The following is an 18569-nucleotide window of genomic DNA, read 5'->3' as shown; positions in this document are numbered from 1 at the left end:
TTCCACGAGTGCTACGGCTTAAACAGCAGGGAGAATCGATGCGCCTAGATCAGATGCCATACCACTCGATGCCCACATCTGATGAGCCAGAGGTTTACGACCAGGCTCGATCGAAGATGGATAGTGCATGCGAAGTGATTACGTCAACTTCAGCTAGCTTTTGAGCTTTGAAGCGCTTATGGATCAAGGCACACTGTATGTGGACTCATACCCGTATCGATACCGTTTGGGATGTCGATGACTGCACAACCCTCGACGAGATTGCTGGGTACTGCGGCATCGATAGATGCCGCACCTTTGGCCAGTCAAAGACCACTCCGCTACACAGCAAGTGGGGCAATGATTCTCAGAAACGTTGAAAGGTTTACTATCAAGCTATCAACCACTTTCAGTACGTCGGCCATCTTATCTAATTTGTTGATCGCAGCATCAAGTCTCTGTTTAACTTCGTTGAGATCTTTGCTTGCGGCCTTGATAATCTCAGTCCCCTTGTCGAAACTCATCGATTGCAACTGATCCAGATAGAAAAACAGCTCCTGTCCGAACTGGTGAAAGACCGCACGCTGCTGGGCGTTATAGCTAAACGTCATACTCAGCTCGTTTAGCTTAATCACGACGTTAGTGCAATCCTCGATAGATAGCACGGCACTTACTTTTTCCATTGGCTGTCTCCTTACTTGCGGTTTGCGACATAGTAGTCAACGAACGGCTTTATCCTTGCGTTAAAGCTTTCAAGAGAGGCGTTTAGCGCCACCAAGGCATTGTCCCCCTTGGGATGCATCGAAAATTCGTAGAGGTCGTCATTGGCTTTCCTCATGGCCGCAATTACCTCGTCTGGCCGCTGGGAAACGCTTCCCTCGTACAGAGCCGCTGTCGCTTGAGCCTGACCCAAGATATCTAGGAGCTGAGTATCCGTGAATTGTGGCGAGGTTTGTGCAGCTGCAGGGCCTTTCATCGGTGTTTTTGATTCTTGTGCAGCAATCCGTGCATCCACGCCTTGGTTATACAGGTAGGCCAAGTCTGAGAGCTGCGTGCTAAACATTCCCTGATTCTTGAATGAGAGATCTTTCAGATCAGCCTGCAAAGCTACCAAGATGGTCTCGACTGCAGCATGGCCATTTTGAATTGCAGCTTTTAGAGCATCCTGCTGGATCTTTTCTGCGTACATTTTCGTGATGGCAGAGACGAGCTGTGAAGAACCTTGTGCAAACTCGTCTTTATGAAGGGCTTCTACGCCAGTTAGCTTTCTGAACTCCTGATCCAGCCCAGAAACGCTAGCTAGGATACCAGCCGATGTATCGCTAATCCTTTGAGGAGAGTCTGCGCCTGCCATCACTGCGAGTTTGTTGCCAAAGGCTCCGATGAGGCGGATAGCGTCTAATCGCGCTTTGATCCCCTCTGGAGAGTATCTAAAATACAATGGAGTCTTGACCCCATTTTGATTGGCAAATTCGATGTGCTTTTCTTTATGGTATTTGATTTGTGTGAAATAGAACCTACGGGCTAGCTCGTTCTGTTGGGTGTAGTAATCAGTGAATACCGTTGCAGACTGTGACATTGCAGAAGCATAAGATGTCACAGGCTCTTTGAAGTTTATCGTTGTGCATCCAGAAGACATCGATATTAGAGCAACAAAAACTACTGCGGCTGACCTTTTTAAACTCCATACCATGTCCATACGTCAATTCCATTAGTTGTAAATTTCAGTATCTGACGATAGCGCAGCCCAAACAATTGGCAAGTCTCTATCTAAAAATTAGTATGTTTCGTATGCTGTTGATTTACTTTCATGATAATTAGCTTGCTAACTAAGCGACGCCACTTGAAACCCTCGCCGCCCCTACCGTCTCGTTTCGATGTCAGACTCGCCTGGCCGCTGGTTATGTTTGCCGGGGGGTTACGCTGTAGTTAGCAAGCGTTAAACAGATGCTCGCCGAGGCGAGGATGCGCGGCCAGAGAGTACTGGTCTGCAGTGGATTCGTGTTCTGGTATGAGGATGATGGGGTGCCAAGGTGGATCTTGAAAAACACGGGGGGCGAGTCCAGCAGTGATGAAGGAAGCACCCTGTGGCACGAGGGAACGATTCTATCCAAGAACCATGGCCGGATAGTCGTGCAGCCATACATCAGAGAAAATGGCGAGCGTGTTCAAGGTCATACCAAGAACTCCGCTCACGACGGGAGGGCTCTACCACGGCATCCTGACCAGTACGTCACCCTGCCTTTTGAGATCCTAGACGGTGATCTCATGATCGGACTATTTGGTGAGCTCCACTACGAGTAACGCACTGAGTAATCGGCCATAGGCATACCGCGCATCTCAAAAAAACCCTGTAAGGCCTTTATTGAGTGGCCAAATGCTATCGTACCGATCTCGACCTGCCGTCTCGCTGGGAGCATGACAAAGGCCAGTGGCTGTGCGACGCGCCGATATGTCCTGGATATCGACGCTTGCTGACCACCAGGCTTTAACTCGCTGTGCACTCAGCAGTATGGCTAAGCCGTTTTTTCACAGCATGCAAGGAGTGCAAGATGCAGTACGTGGCTTGTTTACGAGTTGGTCAGAATGACGTTAAGGCGCTGATAAATCTGGAAGACCACAGGCGGAACGTCGTAGCTCCGCTGTTGGACATGCGAGGTGACGACGACAGACACCTACAAACATTCCTAGCGAATTGGACTGAGCATCCTTTTTTCCTAGACGTTTCAAGAATAACGAAGGATGTTGGTGAAGAATTCATTACTACTAATGACCTGCACAATCCTCATGGTGCGTTTGAGAACAAACGTCGATTCTTCTCAGATGTGGCAGGCATCAACCAGAACGCAATACCAGTGGTTTCCTGGGTTGATGATGATCCCCAGCGAGCAGTCATTCAAAGTGCACTCGCTCTGCAAGGCGATTTCCCACATATAGCTATCAGGGTTACTTGCCCGGAAAAACCCACTGCGACTTCGTGGAGCAGATTACTATCAATCCTGGATGCTCTTGAACGCCCGGACGCCGCGACGGTAATTTTGGACTTCGGTGCCACCGCTCCAGCCAACACTGCCTCAGGTTCGGATTTCAACGTATCCCTGCGTCAACTCAACAGCTATCAGATACGGAATCTGGTTCTGATCAGCACCTCCTTCCCTATCGATAAGCCGGCCTCAAACACCTCACGTTCCTCCGCCTGTTACGACGTTGCGTGGCAAGCAAGGGTCGATACCAGTGGCATAGAGTCGGATATTGTCTACGGGGATTACGCTGCCACCAATCCAACCGCCTCGATGGAATACATAAGAGGCATGCCTGTACTTCCTTTTGCCTGCTATTACACGCCAACGGAATGGTGGCAACGACGCAAAGGTTCGGACAAGGAATTTGTGCGGTACATTGAAATCGCCCAAGAAATCAGAGGGCTGCCGGGTTACCACGGTGATGACTTTTGCTGGGCTACTCGTGAGTACAGCAGAATTGTCGCCACATCTACAGGTTACGGGAACAACGGCACATGGAATGGGTACAGGATCAATCAGCATATCTGCGCCATGATCGAGTCCATCGTAGCTACGGATAACCGTTTCGATGACTTTGATGCCGACGACTTACTCTAGCAAGCGATAGCGTTGCTTCAAGCTTGCTAGTACATGTGATCTGATCACGCTCATGGGGAGGGCGTCGCATAGCTGGCGACGCACCTCTTTTATGAGGTCGCGACTTTTCGTTGGCACCCCATTCTGGTTCGCGAGTGCGTCCAACTCGCTACGCCACAAGAATCCCGTAAGGTGAAATTTATCCTGGAGCTTGTTGGGTTTCGCCTTTCGAATCATCGCCATGCCGGAATAGTCATCGACAACGAGTACACCAACGTGCGGAAGACAAGACTCAAGAGCCTTCACCAAGTGCTTTGAATGGCAGCATAGCCAGACTTCGTCAAAGCACGCCATATAGGCCTGCTGCTGACCCTCCCAGCGTACCAGGGTGTCAGCATGAGATTTGATTTCGAAAGCGGTTAGCTTTCCATTGGCGTGAACGAGATCGGCGCGTCTGGCCTTATCGATGAAGCACAGCTCCTCAATGAAGACATCACTCTCTTCGTGGGACATCGCTTTCGCGACCCATTGCTTGAGGATTGGGCGGATTTCGGTTGGATTCAACATGCGCGGATTATAGACAGACAATTGAGGCTTCTCACGCTAAAAAGCGCCCAGTCGTCGATCACCACAGGGCCCGCACCAGCGTGATATCTGTCCGGCACGGGGTGAAGACGATGAAGCAAAGCCAGGCCTGGGCTAGGTCATTCCTGGCTTGACCAGCTTACCCCTGGCCGACCTCAGCCCCTAACGGTGGTCGATTCGTAAGGCAGGCGACGCCCGCCCACACGTGGTGAGCGGACGATCGTTTATTCCAACTGTAGCCGCCGAAACAGCTGGCTTTCCGAGCCAACCGATGCTTCCAGTATGAGTCACAACCTCATATGGCCATTGATTCGAGAGCCATTGCCATCATAATGACAGCGCCACGGCGGGCAGCCAAAAGGCCTGCTTGTACCCTGCTGTAGAAGCCTGTTATCTAGCCCTCGCTGCCGACTTTTGCATCCAGGAAATGACATCGAACAAGGACGCTTTATGACTGCAAACCAAGAACTAGCACACGCCCTGCGTATGCGATTTGGCCTTCCACCTACCCAGCCTACTGACGCTCAGCTTGCCAACATCAAAGCTGCAATCAAGCGGATAAAGGACTTTGGAAGGACAGCCACTCAGTCTGATTGGGCTGACGTGGTTAAGAACTATTGCCCTGGGGTTGGAGAGTGGATCTACCGGGGTGCAGATAACTCAGACCTCAATACGCTGCTCGCGTTGGCGCTAGCCGAGGCAAGGAGGGGGTAACACATGAATACGACCAAACTGGCGACATTCAAAGCCAAAATCGAAAGCATCCTACATCCATGGCAATGGCATCCGACGGCAGACCAACTGGCTCGCTTGGCACAAGAGTTCGTTCAAAAAGAGCCTAAAACTCAAATTCAAGCTTTGACGATCTTCCTAAGGCATTTTCCGGGTCAGAAATTTTTAACTTTTGATGGGGTTGATAATTCGGACTACAGCACCTTGCTGACCTTAGCACTTGCCGATGCTAAGGCGGCATCAAAATGACAAGAGAGCAAGATGTAGTTGAAATCCGTACAAAACTCAGCAATTTGCGGAGTGATGTAGTTACTTCACTACATCGTTTTCTTTCAGTAGATCGAGCGGACAAGACTAAAAAACGCGATAGTCTTTTGACTTATCAGAGAACCGCTACCGCCTACTTTAATAGCGCTGAAACCTTTGTAGGCGATAGCGAGCTTTTGGGTGCAAGAGATAGCAAGCATTGGGCTCAGGGCTTTGCCGAAGATTGCTTTGCGATACTCGAATCAATACCACAGCATTTAGAGCTTCTTAGGACTGAATTTAATAACCTTGGAGTGCATGATCTTTCCAGCATAGAGCCAACACCAACAGCTTATGCAAATATGCAACGAATGGTTTGTCTTTACCTTACCCCTGAAAAGAGGGAAAGCCTCTATCATAAATTCAAAGAAAACCAACTCCCGATATACGGCTTCGAACAAAAGGCAAAAAACTTTATTATGGTAGACAAACTTCTGGCATTTATTTTTGGCGCCATCTTTCTAACAGCCATCTTAGTGATCGCATTATTTGTGCCCTCACCGTCAGACTTCCAGTACAACGTATTCAGGACAATTTTGGCCTTGGCAGGCGCAGGTATCGGTGCAGTAATTCCCGGCTTTATGGAGGTTCGATTTCAAAAATGGCTACGTGCCGGTGGCGCGCTCGCTGTTTTCGCCGTGCTGTACTTCTTTAGTCCAGCAAACCTGGTTGTCCAAGCAGCAGCTCCGTAAGCCCACCTTTTGAACGTTGTGCGAAACACATGGGAAGATTAGAACTCCAAAAAAACAAAACACGCCCCCAAGTTTCTACCCTCCACCTAAGGACAGCAGATGATCACGAAGATCAAAATACAGGGCTATCGGATCTACGGCGATTTCACGCTGCTGCCCAATAGGGATCTCAACATCCTTGTGGGCGGTAATGACGCGGGGAAGTCGACCCTGATGGAGGCAATTGGTCTCGCGCTCAACGGGCGTATCGGTGGTCGCTCCGCTCAGGAGGAGCTGAACCCGTACTGGTTCAACAAACAGCTGGTTGATCAATTTCTGGAAGACTGCGCCTGGGATGAAAAACCAGCGCTACCAGAAATCCTGATTGAGCTATTTCTAGAAAATCGGCCAGAGCTGCAGTTTCTCTGCGGGGCGATCAACAGCGATAGGAAGACGAATGCCTGCCCTGGCATCTCGTTCAAGGTCATCCCCAACCCTGAGTATGACGAGGAGTTGACCCAATGGCGTACCAAACCCAGCGCGCTGATACCCGTTGAGTACTACAAGATTGAATGGCGTACTTTTGGGGATGAGGTACTGACTCGACGCCCACGTCAGCTTGCCGTTGCGACTATCGACTCCCGTACCGTCCGCTCGACCTCAGGCATCGACTATCACCTTCGCCAAATCCTCAGTGACCACTTGGAGCCGGTCGAGAAAGCCAAGATCTCCCAGCATTACCGCGAGATCAAAGAGTCCATGACCTCTAACTCGTTGGGAGACGTGAACAAACGCCTGAAGGATATTCGAGCGCCACTGGATAACCAGGTGATGGCGTTGGCCATGGATCAAAGCGCTCAATCCTCCTGGGAGGGGTCGGTTACACCACATGTGGATCATGTGCCTTTCGCGCTGGCAGGCCAGGGGCAGCAAGCTTCGATCAAGATTTCGCTGGCCATGCAGCGCCTGACCGAGCACACCAGCATCGTGATGATCGAAGAGCCAGAGAATCATCTGTCCCATACGAGCTTGACCACGCTGCTGTCGCGCATCGAGGAAGCTGCAGGCGAGCGTCAGCTGTTCATCTCCACTCACAGCGCCTATGTGCTGAATCGCCTAGGCCTGAGTTCCTTGCTCCTCCTGCATCGCGGCAAGGCATCTCACATTGAGGCACTTGATCCGGACACCGTCGGCTATTTCCAAAAGCTGCCAGGCTTCGACACTTTGCGAATGGTACTGGCCCACAAGCTCGTCCTGGTGGAAGGCCCATCGGATGAGATTCTGTTCGAGCGATTCTTCAGAGACCTCTACGGTAAGCACCCGATGGAAATGGGGATTGATGTGATGAGCATGCATGGGCTGACGTTGAGACGCTGCCTGGAACTATGTACTGCCATTGATCGCCCAGTTGCAGTGCTTCGAGACAACGATGGGGAAGACCCAGAAACCCTTAAGGAAACCGTCAACGAACTGCTAGAAACAGGAAAGCGAGAGCTCTTTATTGGCGCAAAGGAAGCTGGCAGGACATTGGAGCCACAATTGCGGGCGTGCAACAGCGAAGAGTCTCTGCGCAAGATTCTTGGAGTCACTGATCGGGCCAGCCTTGAGAAATGGATGTCGAGAGAGAAAACGGAAGTAGCACTTCTCATCGCCAAATCCAAGGAGGCGATCACTCCGCCACCTTATATGGCTGCGGCAGCGGCGTTCATTCATGGCTAAAAATTACCTGACCCTGGCAGTTGCGGGCGCTCGCAAGACACAAGGCCTAGTGGAGCATTGCAAGGCATTACCAGCCGATCGTAAAGTTCTGCTCATCACATTCGCACAGGCCAATCAGATCGAGTTGCGCGAGCGTGTAAGGCGGTACGCCGGCGAGCGACCCGGCTTGGAGGTCTCTGGCTGGTTCAGCTTCCTAATACGTCATTTCGTCAAACCCTTCGTCCCGTTTGCATTTCCCGGCAAGCGCTGCAAGGGCTTCAATTTCGAAGGTGATCCAGGGCGATATGCCAGCGGTGAGAATCGTTTTTTCGATTCGTCGGACAGTGTGTATGGGAAAGAATTAGCACGCTTGGCCCACCAACTGATTGGCCAAAGCGGCGGGGCCTTGATTCAACGCCTCGAATGCCTTTACGACGAAATACTCATCGACGAGGTTCAGGATCTTTCGGGTTACGACTGGGACATCCTGGAGGCGCTGTTCGGCACGCGCATTGAGATACGGCTCGTGGGGGACGTCCGACAGGCAGTCTTGTCCACCAATCCTCGTGGACAAATGAAGAAGGCTTTTGCCTACTCGAAATCCATTGCATGGTTCAAAAAACAGCAGAAAGCTGGCCGCTTGGAAATCAATTACAGTTCTGTCACATGGAGGTGCTGCCAGACAATAGCTACCTTCTCCGACACCATCTTCGAGGCGAGCTGGGAGTTTCCGGAAACGACCTCACAGAACCATGCGATCACACCCCACGACGGCGTTTTCCTCGTGAAGAAGACCCACGTCCGTCAGTACGTTGAGACATTCCAACCCAAGTGCCTGCGCAATAGCATACGCTCGGGCAAGGAGTTCGATCTCGACTATATGAACTTCGGGGTGTCCAAAGGACAGACATTCAACCGCGTGCTGATTTATCCGACCGACCCTATCGGCAAGTTCATCAGCAAAGGGGAGTATCTCCTGCCCCTATCCGCAGCCGATTTCTATGTGGCGGTCACACGGGCCGAGCAAAGCGTGGCGATAGTCTTGGATAAGCCAGGGGCCTCACAGATCCCCTATTGGCATCCACCTGGCGCCGCTACACCACCAGATTGATACCCGACTGTGTAACAGCTGAAATTAGCTGGAGCCGGCGTCCCAACGTTTAGTGGCTGCCACACGCAGCATCCCACAGGGACGCTCAAACCACCAAGGAGACTCGATGCACCCTTAGCACGGGTCGAATTACCCCGCTGGCCTGGGACACCTTCGTGCGACACCAAACAACATCTACCCTAAAGCCATCATCTGATCGAGGGTGCTTTCGTCGCGAAAACTCATCATCTCGTTGAACAGCTCCTCTGGCAGTACCCGAGACGCTGGAAGATGATCGATGAGGTAAAGCCGGATAGTCTGAGTAAAGTGAGACGTAACCGCTGACCGAATCCGATCTTCTAGCTCCCCCTCTTTGTACCCGCTGCCATAGTCGAAAATGGCAGCTCTCCATCTGCTTTTGAGGAGATGAAAGCTCAGGACATTTCTTGAGGCCTTGGCGCTTATTCTATGGTGGGGCTCTGCCGTGACTCTGTGGAAATAGGCTGAGTCGATCCGGAACGTCTCCTTCAATCCCGATCCCGAATCATCCCAAAACTCTGGGATGACAAAAATGAGCCGCTGCAAGAAGTCGACCGATAGCTCGCGGGGAGGGGTTACCGTCACCAGCATATTCCCGATGTGCTCAGGAAAAGCAACGTCACGCTCCTTCCATCGAAAATCGAAGCTGATATGAAATTTCTTCATGTCGGCTCCTTCCGCTTGCTGCAGCTTTTCCGTCACCAGGTAGCGAAGGCCGTCGCTCACGGCTACCCCCGCATTTTCGACCATAGCCGAGTAATTCGCGTACTCCACTGGATCGAATCGGACGCTGATTGCCTTTTTGACTTTGCTCTCCGACACGTTTACACACCTCATAGCGTCTACTTTTTAAAACAGGTGACAAACCTGCAGGTAGCGATTATGGTTGCTTCACCCGCCGATGTCGAGCCTACGCCGCAAACGTGTCGCCGTACTAGCAGGGCAAATGAGCCAGGCTCCCATGGACTGGCTCACCCATTCAGCAAAAAACTGGGCCAAGCCCACACTCAGGATTTCACGAATGACGACATTCAACCCCCACATCGCTGCAGATCCTGCAGCACAACAGGCGGCAGCGCCTGCCCCCACTGTCGATGAATACTCAGAGCAGTACACGATGAAGCGCCAGCAGCGCTTATCACTCACCCAGGAAGAAGCCGATTCGGTAAACCGCCAACTTGATTTGATCGAGCGATGCACCGGCAAACGTATTTCCGTGAACAAGCTCATTAAGCAGGCGACTTTGCAGAAAGCAGAGCAGGTATTGGAACAGGGGAAAAATGAATGAGCCGCAAATCCCCTACACCCGCCATCGCGGGCAAATCCATTTTGGTTACCTTTGGGGTCAACCAGACCGACAAGGTCAATAAGGCAGCCAACATGCTGAACAAGTCCCCACGCCAGTTCATACTCGACTCGACGATGGAGGCCTGTGAATCAACCCGCAAAGTACCTAAGCCTTAATGGCTATCGGGTTAGCAGTGCTCGGCGGCGTCTGAGGTGTCCCACGTCTTGAGCCGCCGAGCCACTGCACGATGTTAAGGATCACCCCAGTTCTGCTTGTCCATCCGGAGTTCTCGCCGCAGACACCCAGTGACCCTCGGCATCGCTAAATTCTGTAAAATGGGAAAGTGCGGTTCTGACACGGCCAGTCGTGACGTGAGAATGGAGCCATCAGGTAGTTAAGGATTGCTGGCATGTCACGTTTCAAGGCGCCGCCGCCTCAGGCGATACCGGTCGAATTCGACCATCACGAAGATTTCAACATTGCTCACCCCTCCACAGGCCTGGAATCCTGGGGATTGGTAAAGGTCACCAGCCAGTTGTTACAGCAGCCTGGCGGGAATATCTACCTCAGGGCAGGCAAGCACATCGGGCCCCACAAAGGCTTCGGTGTACGCCACATCTGGCAAGAGCGTGGGCATGACTTGGTAAAGTGGGGCTACCCAACGGTCTATGACGTACCACGTTTTGTGTCCGACATCATCGTGCATGGCACGAACATCGTTTGTGAGTTTGACTCGATGAAGGGGAACGAGCGACTGATCGTGCTTCGGGGTCGCAAGGGGTGCGCAGTATTAGCAGCTTGGCCTATCGGCGATGACCTACTCTATTACAGCGTGGTGACGGCTTATCGCAACCGTACGCCGAACGGGAAGGCTGTCGGGATGATTGAGGGTTTTCAAATCCCAGAAACGCCAAAGGCGCCAGATTTGGCGCCCTTGACTGAAGAAGATATGCGGGATGGTAGTCGCAGCGCTTGCTTAGCTAACCCCTAGGGGTTGGGTCACATGCCAACAGACCGAAGTCTGATGCCGCTACCACACAGATGGCGTCTCCGTGCAATCCACACTCCAGATCCAATTTCGCCTGATGATCTCGGAGCCCTGCTCTTATTTCCCGCACACCCACTATAGCGTCACGACCTGCGTTACACAAGGTGAAATCCCATGATGGGAAGTGAGGATTGGTTATTTCAGATGAAGCTTAAGCCAGCAAAACAGGGACAAAAACCACTCCTGTTGACGCTCGAATCGCCTGGCGAGTCCCAGCGCTGATTGAGCTCGGGCTTGCTTCTCCAGCAGCTTGAGCCCGTTATGCTTGGGTCGCAACGGATGAGCGTGACCAGGATTCTTAACCCATTGCAGGCATCGGCGGATCATTCCCGATCAGCTATGGAAAGGCCACCGGTCGGAATCACTTCGATTTTTTGATCAGATAGCTGCTGACCGAGGCGCACAAGCCAACAACGAGCTCAGCGTCCTCGAAAGAAGGTTCACGCCCTTCCTGGATGTGCCGCCCGAACTCCGACGCGTAAGCCCAGGTTTTGATGACTGCCTTATCCAACGGTGCTGGGATCAGCGTCCTGCAATCATTCATGATCTTTCCGAGGGTGGCTTGTTGGTCGCCAGTGACCTGCCGAGCGACGCACTCCAGCGAGGCCATGGCGTGCTGTATGGCCCCGGTCGGGTCTGGGGACGGTCGGCGTGAGATATCTGCAATAGCCTGGTGAAGCTCCTTGCTGGCCGTGACATGCCCGTGCTGATGCTCAGTTTCTTTTGCCGAGGTCAAAACCTGCTCAAAAGATTCAGAACCGCGCATCTCGATGCGACCATCCAGCAGCTTCCACCCTATGCCGTGCTCAATGAAGAACTCGTTCAGCTCCGTAGTGAAGTGGTCGTACGCGCCAGAATCATAGTTACGGTTACCAAGGTAGTCATCGAGCCGCTCAATGACGTCATACACCTTGAACCACTTGCACTGCTCAAGCCGCTGAACGTTTTCCTCGTGGATATTAGGCCTCTCACTCCAGTTCTGCTTATCGGGCAAAACCTTCAAGGTCTGGCAAATGATTTGGCGCAGGTCTGAGGGCTTGAGACCACATTCGTAGCTCAATTGAATCAGGTACTCCTGCAGCGCTTGCGGTGCGTCTTCCCGGACGGTGATTTCGGTTTCATCGACCAGCAAGAAACCGTGACGCCTTGAAAATGAGTCCTTCATCCTTACCCTCCGCCTCACTTAGTCCAGGGGTAAATCGCCATAGCGAGCTGGCTCGATGATGCCTGACATTGCGAGGTTGGAATAGGACAGAGGCATCGACGCCTGGCCTAAAGCCGTTCGTAACCGTCCGGCAAACACATATTCCTGACACCGCCGCCGAAGGCCATGATGCCCACACTGCGCACACCTGCAACGAGAGCAGATCGCTGAACTCTCTCCAATGCAGCTTGGTGAATCCCCGCCCTAGCACGCAACCTCAATAGTGCCCTCGCGTCCCGTGTTGGCTAGAATTACCGCTACAACGCCTATAAGGAGGCCGTTAATGCCAGACTCCAGAAATGAGCTGCCCCTTTGCCCCAAGAAGTACATCCAAGCCGTAAGCTTGATTCAGGGGCCTGACTACCCTCTCACACTCATCCGCAGCAAGCTGCAACTCAACGAGACCGCCGAACTCATTTTTTCAGAGTTCGCCGACAGCTATTTTCTGAAGGTCGATGACCAAGACAGGTGGGAGAATCAGCGCGTGGGAATGATCGACGCGGTGTCGACGATGCCGTTTAAGTCGCTCGGGATTTTCAAAGAAGAAATCGCGACGTGGTCAGCAGATGACGTTGCCAGAGCCCAAAGCGTTGAAGGCTTCGGTGACTAGTTGCCTCACCGGGACAAGATCAAAGCCCTAGGTCTCCCGCAAAACGCTGGTCGCGGATTGAAGCAGGGGCATGCCCATCGATTATCAGCTTCTGCTGCAGATGGCGTACGAGATGCCAGGCCAAAAGTTCACGGATTTCCAAGCAACCGTGGAGCTGATGGAAGCCATTGGGGTGCTGCGTAGCAAGGGCCTCTCGAAGCGCCGTAAAGCCAACAGCCCCGATGACCGACCTGTGAACACGGATGAGATTATCCAGCCCAGGACGACGCTGGTAGGCGCTTACGATCGATCCAAGGATCAGAGGCAAATCATCCCCATAGGCTCTGCACGCAAGAGACCAGAGCGGACTATCAGACAGTGCGGTCATAGGATCCGATGTCGGGTTCGCATTATCAATAAATTGGCAACATAGCCCCAGGTGCGCGCCGAATCCAGGATACTGAAGGCGTCCGGCAAACTCCTTTCGAAGTCCGACGCAAAGCGCGATGGTGTTCGCGCATGTTCGAGCCGGACGCGATCGCCCTGCCAAGGAATCCTATGCGCCAACGAATCATCACGGAAACCTGTAAACCTATTTTTTAACGTGTTAATCACCGCAGTTTACAGTCTAAAAATTAGGTTTACAGGCCAACATTGTCGAACCGAGCTTCAGGTTACCAAATGCGTTTCGCTAGAAATATGACGGTGACGGACGCTTGTAGACGCCAGTTGTCCGAGACAGGTGGCCGATCATCCCATTGAGACATTTGGTACTTGGGCTGAGGTGTTGCTCGTCAATAGATAGGCACGGGTCTCTGGAGGGCTGGCAGGCCTTGCTATGTCGCCTCGGAAAAGTGCGGCAGTGAGGCACACAAGACTACGAATCGTACAGCTTCTGGGGTTGCGAGCCCTCGCTCGATAGAACGCAACGCCAGGCTAAATGGGATTAGGCGCTTATGCCGTGATCAAGCCGCATAAGCTCGTCATGGATAATTGTGAGTCCCATGGGTGTGCGCAGCACCGCGCAGAATGACTGCCGGCCTACACCTACTAAAGATCTTAAAAGCCATCGCTGCGCCTTTTTTCGAGCTCCAAACACTTCAAACGCGATCGAGAAAACATGCTCGTAACGCGCCTGAAAACAACGATGTCCAGCACTCCAGCAGCCAATAGGGGAGCGAACGCATCGTCCAACAATCTGAAACTCATTCATGCATCAGCCTCTTGTGATACTGGTCTGGTCACCACCCACTGACCGTTCGCAGGTATGGACAGGGCCACCTCGTGGCGCGAGCCAGTAGCTCAGTCACAACGCTTACCATCGAATTGAAGATCTGCTCGCAGCTACCTATCACTCAGCACTGATCGTGCAAAATGGGAAAGATTGGAAGCCCCGCCTCCATTCCTGCGCAATAGGTAACCCTTGATACCAACCTGGCCAGGCCCATCCCGATCACACCTTTCTGAGTCGCCAATCATGACGATCCGTCTCTGACCACTGAGCTCATTTTCTGGCCGGACATTAAGCAGATCGCAGGTGTGCTGGTAGATGCCGGCTTGCGGTTTCATAACACCAATGCGATAGCTGAAACCATAGGCCCCAAGGTGCGGGAAGATCTTTTCCACTACGGGGCCGTAGGCCATTGCCAGGTTTGAACATACGGCCAGTCTCAGCCCGGCAGCTTGCAGTAGCCCAACGGCCTCAACCGCATCTGGATATGGCCGAATGCTCGCCAGCTCTTCCTCCAAGCATCGATCGAGAAATGCGAGTTGGGAGGGCGAGATCTTGATGCCAAAGGACAGCGCAGCCTCGCTTAGAGAAAGGCAACGGGTCATGATAGTTCGAATGTCATCAGCGCGAGGCAGGCGGCCTTGGCGTCGCCCCTCTCGAAGCAACTGTCGAAATGGATGTTTCGGCTGCCGTATCTCTACCAGCGTTCCGAACGCGTCAAAGATTACAGCGCTGGTCTTCATCTGAGTTTCCTTCGATGCCCAGCGTCCACAAGACAGCCACTCTAACGAGAATCTAGTTCAACAACCAGAAACCAAGCTATCGAAGAGTAACGCCAAATTTTGAAAAATCATCCACCAGCGTTTTTCGACCTAGCATTTTTGGAAGCTTGAAAACGTTCCTGTACCCATACCACAAAAACATAGGAATAATGACAAGCCCAACTCCAAAGGTGGCCGTTGCGGCAATAAGCCCAGCTGGAACCGCTGCTAGCGATATAACCACACCCTTTACCAAAGTCGACCTTGCAATAATTTGCAGATCATCCAAGTCGCACTCAACCTTTCCACCAGCCTTCTCAAAAGCGACAACAATTATCGATTTCTTTGAGGCATATTTATAATACCAAATTCGTGGAACATCAGTCGCCAAAGCACCATGTCTCGCAAGATACTTCGGCATCACAACCTCATTGAAATAGAGCGTAGCGCCGTGCTCATCCTCATATCTAACACGTCGATAGAGAGCGTCAAAATCACCGCTCGCTTGAGCGTCATAATTCTTAACAGTCAGTGTCAACTTCTTTAAATCGGACATGCTTCTTCCCTTAAACACACATTAACCATTAGCGAATCTGATGACACCGGGGCCTATGAAGCAGGTTGAGACAGCGTCCTTCGACGCGAGGGCACTCAAGCGGCGACAGGCAGTCGGCTGACCATGACGTAATGATCATTGCCTGACACTGTCCGCAATAACGCCATGCCTTCGACCTCCGCTATCACCTCACTAGGGGGTGTGACAATTGTCATCCCATCAACCAGTTGCCCTGAAAGATCGCCATACACATACGCAACGAAACGATCGCCAACTTCAGCCGCATCTACTAGGTACGCGTCCACTAGCGCGCCCCAATCATGGGCCTGCGCAATCGCCAACTTAGCTGACACCAGACTGGGCAGTCGTATTCCGCGCTCAGCCATCCAGTCCTGGGAATTCAGACAACTCATGGACTCTCCATCACGTTCGAATTTGAAACCTACTCACTTACTGAAAAAAGCTAAACGCCAGCAGCCCTATCAGTCTTCATACACTGACAACTAGGTCTGGCTGAAAGCCAGTTTCTTCAGAGGGATAACCACGAGGATTACTCACAAACCGGACGCCATTAACCACCTCATCCACGGCTTCGTGGGTATGGCCAAAGATCCATAGATCGATCTTAAAATCCATCAGGCCATCCCAATTGTTGCCATAGGCTGCTCGCAAGTGAGGATTGGCTCCTTGGTCACTCACAAACTTCATAAGGGGCGGATGGTGAGTCACAACTACACGCTTACCGTTGAATGGCTGCGACAGCTGAGACTCTAACCACTCCTTCGTCTTTCGATTTCTCGCAATCAGATCATCAGGGTGCAAACGCCGATACTGTTCACCGACACGGATTGCGCGAAAGTCATTCAGTGAGTTACGAGCACACCAAGAAGCAGCTACTGGGTCTCCGGTCGCGGCCAGGCTTGTCCAAGCCGTAGCACAGAGAAACTGCACATCACCGTACTCTAAAACCTGATTTTCCAAGACGTGGACGTGTTCCTCAGCAGCGTCAAGCAGCTTGCTGTGGGTTCGATCTATATTCCCGCTGTAGTGCTCATGATTGCCCATGGCATATACGACAGGCGTGCTGAAGGTCAGGCTGGCCCATCTGGCCCCCCTGGACTCCACGTGGATGTCGCCGGCTAATACGACCACGTCACAGTCCACCACAGGGGGGACGAAATCGGCGAGCTCACAATGTAGATCAGACAGTATATGAAGCTTCATCCCAAGCCTGCTGACGTCGACTTTCTAATAAATTGATCATCACCCGACCCATTCGTCCGGGCTCAGCGAGGCTGCCATCAGTAGGCCCACGATAAACGATGATCGTCACTATTGCTATCTTTCGATATTTATCGACGCATAGCGCTGTGGCCCTATTCTTCGTTTTGAGCGCTCAGCATGCAGAACGAGATAGCAGCAATAGTCCGAGCTCTGCGCGACCTGAGAGGATCGGCTCAGGAGGAGCTTGCCGAGATCAGTTCCCAAGCCAATCTGTCGCGATTGGAGCAGGGGAAAACGCAGGTCTCTTTGGTCAAGCTGAGCAAGATCGCGCTCACCCTAGATTTCGACCTCGTGGCTCTGGTCGCACTGTGTCAGGCACTCCAGGATGGGTCATCACCTATCGATGTCATGGCGAAGGCTTCGAAGGATTTGGAGGGCTTCATAGCAAAGGGAGGCTTGCAGGGCCTGAAGAAGCACTGGGACGCTCGTGAAGGGCTGATAAAGCGCTCGCGAGGCAAACCCAGCAGCCCTGATCGAATTCGCGCCGTACTGGAGCTGAAGGCCAGTGGCATGTCGAAGGCGGAGGTGAGTCGGGCGCTGGGGTTGCCTGAAGCGACTGTCAGGCGTTACTGGCTCAAAGAACTGCCTGGCTAGAAAGGGACTTGTGGAGTGAGAGCAGAGAAGCTCTCCACTTGTCCGATTCGATTTAGCGCGGCGGCATATCCATGAAGCGCAGCCTCGGGTAGATGCGCCTCTCCTCAGCGCATTTGGAAATCTGCAAGAACGCTGACAGCAGTGCGTCTTCCGAAGGGCAGTGGCGGGTCATGACCTCGAACTCGTTGTAATCGAAGGCTAGGACGCGGACACCGACCTCATCCATGAACTTCAAAATCATGTTGCTGTATTCATCGTAGTTGTCGATAAAAAACTCTCTGACCACGACAACTCCCACCAGGGGGCGTGCAGCAAGATCAATGTCCAAGGGCGTGCCGTCCACAAGCGCCAAGGCTGGATTGACTTCTCGCCTGATCGTTGAGATAGCGCCACGTAGTTGCTGAAGGCCGTTCTTCAGCTGACCTATGGCCTTCTTTCGCTTTCTCTCAAGCGTCGTGTTCATCATCGCTGGCGTATTGGGACTGTCCTTCGCCTGCAGCAGTAAAGTCACTTCATCGCCCATCACCACTACGTCAGCCAGCTCCTCGCCATCGGAGACCTTCAAGGGGCCATGGATGATCCGCTCGGAGGTATATGCCCGCTGGAGCAGATAGATGATATCCAGCTCCTGAAAGGTACCCGGCTCAGTGCGCTCCAACTGTGTATTGGAGAAGCCTTTGGAGCCTCGAAAGTCCTGGCGGGTAAGGTCGGTGATCAAATAGTCCGAAGGGAACAGATCCTCCTCTAGGAACACTGTTGTGGCACGAGCGTCGTCCTCATAGGTCGTGAGGCTGAACCATCTGTCCGCCTGCTCATACATCTTGGGCCAGTGATCTGCTCCAATGGGGCTGAGTGTACCGAGCTCCTTGCGGAGCTGACCAAGCTTGGCCTGGGCCTTACAACTGAACAGCTCACGGTTGTGCTCGTCGAAAAAGCACACACTGAACTCGTCAGGGAAACTCTGCAGTGCCTCGGTAAGAGGGTCACCAGGGATGAGTGGGGTTTTGATCAATAGCGGGCTTTGCGGGTCATCAAAGCAGGCTGTGAGAAGCGTAAGCCCCATCGTTTCGCCTGCCTTGTATGGCGCGAGGTAAAGCTTCAATTCACGCCTTTGCTGAGCGGCCAGGATCAGCTCTTTCCCTGCCTTGATTACCAGAACGAAGCCTTCAGGGCCTTCAACGATCCATAATCCACGTGCTAGAACAGCGACTTGCTGAAGTACTTGTGGCTTCATGATCGTGAGGTACATGTGAACTCCTTGGCGGTTGCCTGATTGCGTCCTGCATAACCTGGAGCCTAAAGCGATGAGGCTACG

The 18569-nt window shown here is 52.5% G+C and carries 21 protein-coding genes and 1 pseudogene; 11 read left to right on the top strand and 11 right to left on the bottom strand.

Annotation, left to right across the window (positions count from 1 at the left end; genetic code table 11):
- Nucleotides 1-320: 320 nt before the first annotated feature.
- Nucleotides 321-662, bottom strand: a complete 342-nt coding sequence (locus DNK59_RS25310; RefSeq protein ID WP_110725011.1) for a hypothetical protein — start codon at nucleotides 660-662, stop codon at nucleotides 321-323.
- An 11-nt stretch (nucleotides 663-673) separates the two neighbouring features.
- Nucleotides 674-1678, bottom strand: coding sequence for a hypothetical protein (locus DNK59_RS25305; RefSeq protein WP_146249941.1), 1005 nt, complete (start codon nucleotides 1676-1678; stop codon nucleotides 674-676).
- A 230-nt stretch (nucleotides 1679-1908) separates the two neighbouring features.
- On the opposite strand from DNK59_RS25305, the pseudogene DNK59_RS32185 reads away from it, so the two are divergent.
- Together DNK59_RS32185 and DNK59_RS25295 are read left to right on the top strand one after the other, a co-directional pair.
- A pseudogene (locus DNK59_RS32185) lies at nucleotides 1909-2283 on the top strand (hypothetical protein); the annotation flags it as partial.
- 248 nt (nucleotides 2284-2531) lie between these two features.
- Entirely contained in the window at nucleotides 2532-3599 is a 1068-nt protein-coding gene (locus DNK59_RS25295; RefSeq protein ID WP_110725009.1) for a hypothetical protein, read from the top strand.
- On the opposite strand, the gene DNK59_RS25290 is transcribed toward DNK59_RS25295, so the two are convergent.
- Nucleotides 3591-4166 carry a sce7726 family protein gene (locus DNK59_RS25290; protein WP_177431298.1) on the bottom strand — a complete coding sequence of 192 codons (576 nt, stop codon included), beginning with the start codon at nucleotides 4164-4166 and terminating at the stop codon, nucleotides 3591-3593. The two genes, DNK59_RS25295 and DNK59_RS25290, sit on opposite strands and share 9 nt — an antisense overlap.
- Before the next feature lie 714 nt (nucleotides 4167-4880).
- Here DNK59_RS25290 and DNK59_RS25280 point away from each other — a divergent pair.
- The 4 genes from DNK59_RS25280 (at nucleotide 4881) to DNK59_RS25265 (ending at nucleotide 8681) form a co-directional block, all read left to right on the top strand.
- Nucleotides 4881-5144, top strand: coding sequence for a hypothetical protein (locus DNK59_RS25280; protein ID WP_110725006.1), 264 nt, complete (start codon nucleotides 4881-4883; stop codon nucleotides 5142-5144).
- Nucleotides 5141-5893 (top strand): hypothetical protein, encoded by a 753-nt coding sequence (locus tag DNK59_RS31730; RefSeq protein ID WP_146249940.1) that lies wholly within the window; start codon nucleotides 5141-5143, stop codon nucleotides 5891-5893. Before DNK59_RS25280 ends, DNK59_RS31730 begins: the two co-directional genes overlap by 4 nt.
- 99 nt (nucleotides 5894-5992) lie before the next feature.
- The gene (locus DNK59_RS25270) at nucleotides 5993-7591 is read left to right on the top strand and encodes an ATP-dependent endonuclease (protein ID WP_110725004.1); all 1599 of its coding nucleotides are present in this window, start codon (nucleotides 5993-5995) and stop codon (nucleotides 7589-7591) included.
- Nucleotides 7584-8681 carry a UvrD-helicase domain-containing protein gene (locus DNK59_RS25265; protein WP_110725003.1) on the top strand — a complete coding sequence of 366 codons (1098 nt, stop codon included), beginning with the start codon at nucleotides 7584-7586 and terminating at the stop codon, nucleotides 8679-8681. Before DNK59_RS25270 ends, DNK59_RS25265 begins: the two co-directional genes overlap by 8 nt.
- Before the next feature lie 174 nt (nucleotides 8682-8855).
- Here DNK59_RS25265 and DNK59_RS25260 read toward each other — a convergent pair whose 3' ends face one another.
- Nucleotides 8856-9521 (bottom strand): hypothetical protein, encoded by a 666-nt coding sequence (locus DNK59_RS25260; RefSeq protein ID WP_146249939.1) that lies wholly within the window; start codon nucleotides 9519-9521, stop codon nucleotides 8856-8858.
- A 139-nt stretch (nucleotides 9522-9660) separates the two neighbouring features.
- Here DNK59_RS25260 and DNK59_RS25255 point away from each other — a divergent pair, with 139 nt between their 5' ends.
- The 3 genes from DNK59_RS25255 to DNK59_RS25245 all read left to right on the top strand — a co-directional run bounded on the left by DNK59_RS25255 (nucleotide 9661) and on the right by DNK59_RS25245 (nucleotide 10978).
- Complete coding sequence (locus DNK59_RS25255) at nucleotides 9661-9987, top strand: hypothetical protein (RefSeq protein WP_146249938.1); 327 nt, start codon at nucleotides 9661-9663, stop codon at nucleotides 9985-9987.
- Nucleotides 9984-10163, top strand: a complete 180-nt coding sequence (locus DNK59_RS25250) for a hypothetical protein (RefSeq protein ID WP_110725000.1) — start codon at nucleotides 9984-9986, stop codon at nucleotides 10161-10163. The genes DNK59_RS25255 and DNK59_RS25250 overlap by 4 nt, the downstream gene beginning before the upstream one ends.
- 233 nt (nucleotides 10164-10396) lie before the next feature.
- Nucleotides 10397-10978, top strand: a complete 582-nt coding sequence (locus DNK59_RS25245; protein ID WP_110724999.1) for a hypothetical protein — start codon at nucleotides 10397-10399, stop codon at nucleotides 10976-10978.
- Between the two features lie 418 nt (nucleotides 10979-11396).
- Here DNK59_RS25245 and DNK59_RS25240 read toward each other — a convergent pair whose 3' ends face one another.
- Nucleotides 11397-12200, bottom strand: a complete 804-nt coding sequence (locus tag DNK59_RS25240; RefSeq protein WP_110724998.1) for an AbiJ-NTD4 domain-containing protein — start codon at nucleotides 12198-12200, stop codon at nucleotides 11397-11399.
- A 322-nt stretch (nucleotides 12201-12522) separates the two neighbouring features.
- On the opposite strand from DNK59_RS25240, the gene DNK59_RS25235 reads away from it, so the two are divergent.
- Nucleotides 12523-12849, top strand: a complete 327-nt coding sequence (locus tag DNK59_RS25235; RefSeq protein ID WP_110651969.1) for a hypothetical protein — start codon at nucleotides 12523-12525, stop codon at nucleotides 12847-12849.
- 925 nt (nucleotides 12850-13774) lie between these two features.
- Here the strand turns inward: DNK59_RS25235 and DNK59_RS32610 are convergent.
- The 5 genes from DNK59_RS32610 to DNK59_RS25205 form a co-directional block, all read right to left on the bottom strand.
- On the bottom strand, nucleotides 13775-14041 hold the full coding sequence (locus DNK59_RS32610) for an antitoxin Xre/MbcA/ParS toxin-binding domain-containing protein (protein WP_110724996.1): 267 nt from the start codon (nucleotides 14039-14041) through the stop codon (nucleotides 13775-13777).
- A 131-nt stretch (nucleotides 14042-14172) separates the two neighbouring features.
- Nucleotides 14173-14802 carry an HAD family hydrolase gene (locus DNK59_RS25220; protein WP_110724995.1) on the bottom strand — a complete coding sequence of 210 codons (630 nt, stop codon included), beginning with the start codon at nucleotides 14800-14802 and terminating at the stop codon, nucleotides 14173-14175.
- A 76-nt stretch (nucleotides 14803-14878) separates the two neighbouring features.
- Nucleotides 14879-15376 (bottom strand): hypothetical protein, encoded by a 498-nt coding sequence (locus DNK59_RS25215; RefSeq protein ID WP_110724994.1) that lies wholly within the window; start codon nucleotides 15374-15376, stop codon nucleotides 14879-14881.
- Between the two features lie 95 nt (nucleotides 15377-15471).
- Complete coding sequence (locus DNK59_RS25210; protein ID WP_110724993.1) at nucleotides 15472-15789, bottom strand: hypothetical protein; 318 nt, start codon at nucleotides 15787-15789, stop codon at nucleotides 15472-15474.
- A 76-nt stretch (nucleotides 15790-15865) separates the two neighbouring features.
- Complete coding sequence (locus tag DNK59_RS25205) at nucleotides 15866-16600, bottom strand: metallophosphoesterase (RefSeq protein ID WP_110724992.1); 735 nt, start codon at nucleotides 16598-16600, stop codon at nucleotides 15866-15868.
- A gap of 177 nt (nucleotides 16601-16777) precedes the next feature.
- On the opposite strand from DNK59_RS25205, the gene DNK59_RS25200 reads away from it, so the two are divergent.
- The gene (locus DNK59_RS25200; RefSeq protein ID WP_110724991.1) at nucleotides 16778-17254 is read left to right on the top strand and encodes a helix-turn-helix domain-containing protein; all 477 of its coding nucleotides are present in this window, start codon (nucleotides 16778-16780) and stop codon (nucleotides 17252-17254) included.
- A 52-nt stretch (nucleotides 17255-17306) separates the two neighbouring features.
- On the opposite strand, the gene DNK59_RS32180 is transcribed toward DNK59_RS25200, so the two are convergent.
- On the bottom strand, nucleotides 17307-18503 hold the full coding sequence (locus tag DNK59_RS32180; RefSeq protein ID WP_256596651.1) for a hypothetical protein: 1197 nt from the start codon (nucleotides 18501-18503) through the stop codon (nucleotides 17307-17309).
- Nucleotides 18504-18569: the final 66 nt, after the last annotated feature.

This window comes from Pseudomonas sp. TKO26 (assembly GCF_003225665.1).
Classification (GTDB): domain Bacteria; phylum Pseudomonadota; class Gammaproteobacteria; order Pseudomonadales; family Pseudomonadaceae; genus Aquipseudomonas; species Aquipseudomonas saponiphila.
Note: the sequence above shows the minus strand (reverse complement) of the source record. Positions and strands in the feature narration are given on the sequence as shown.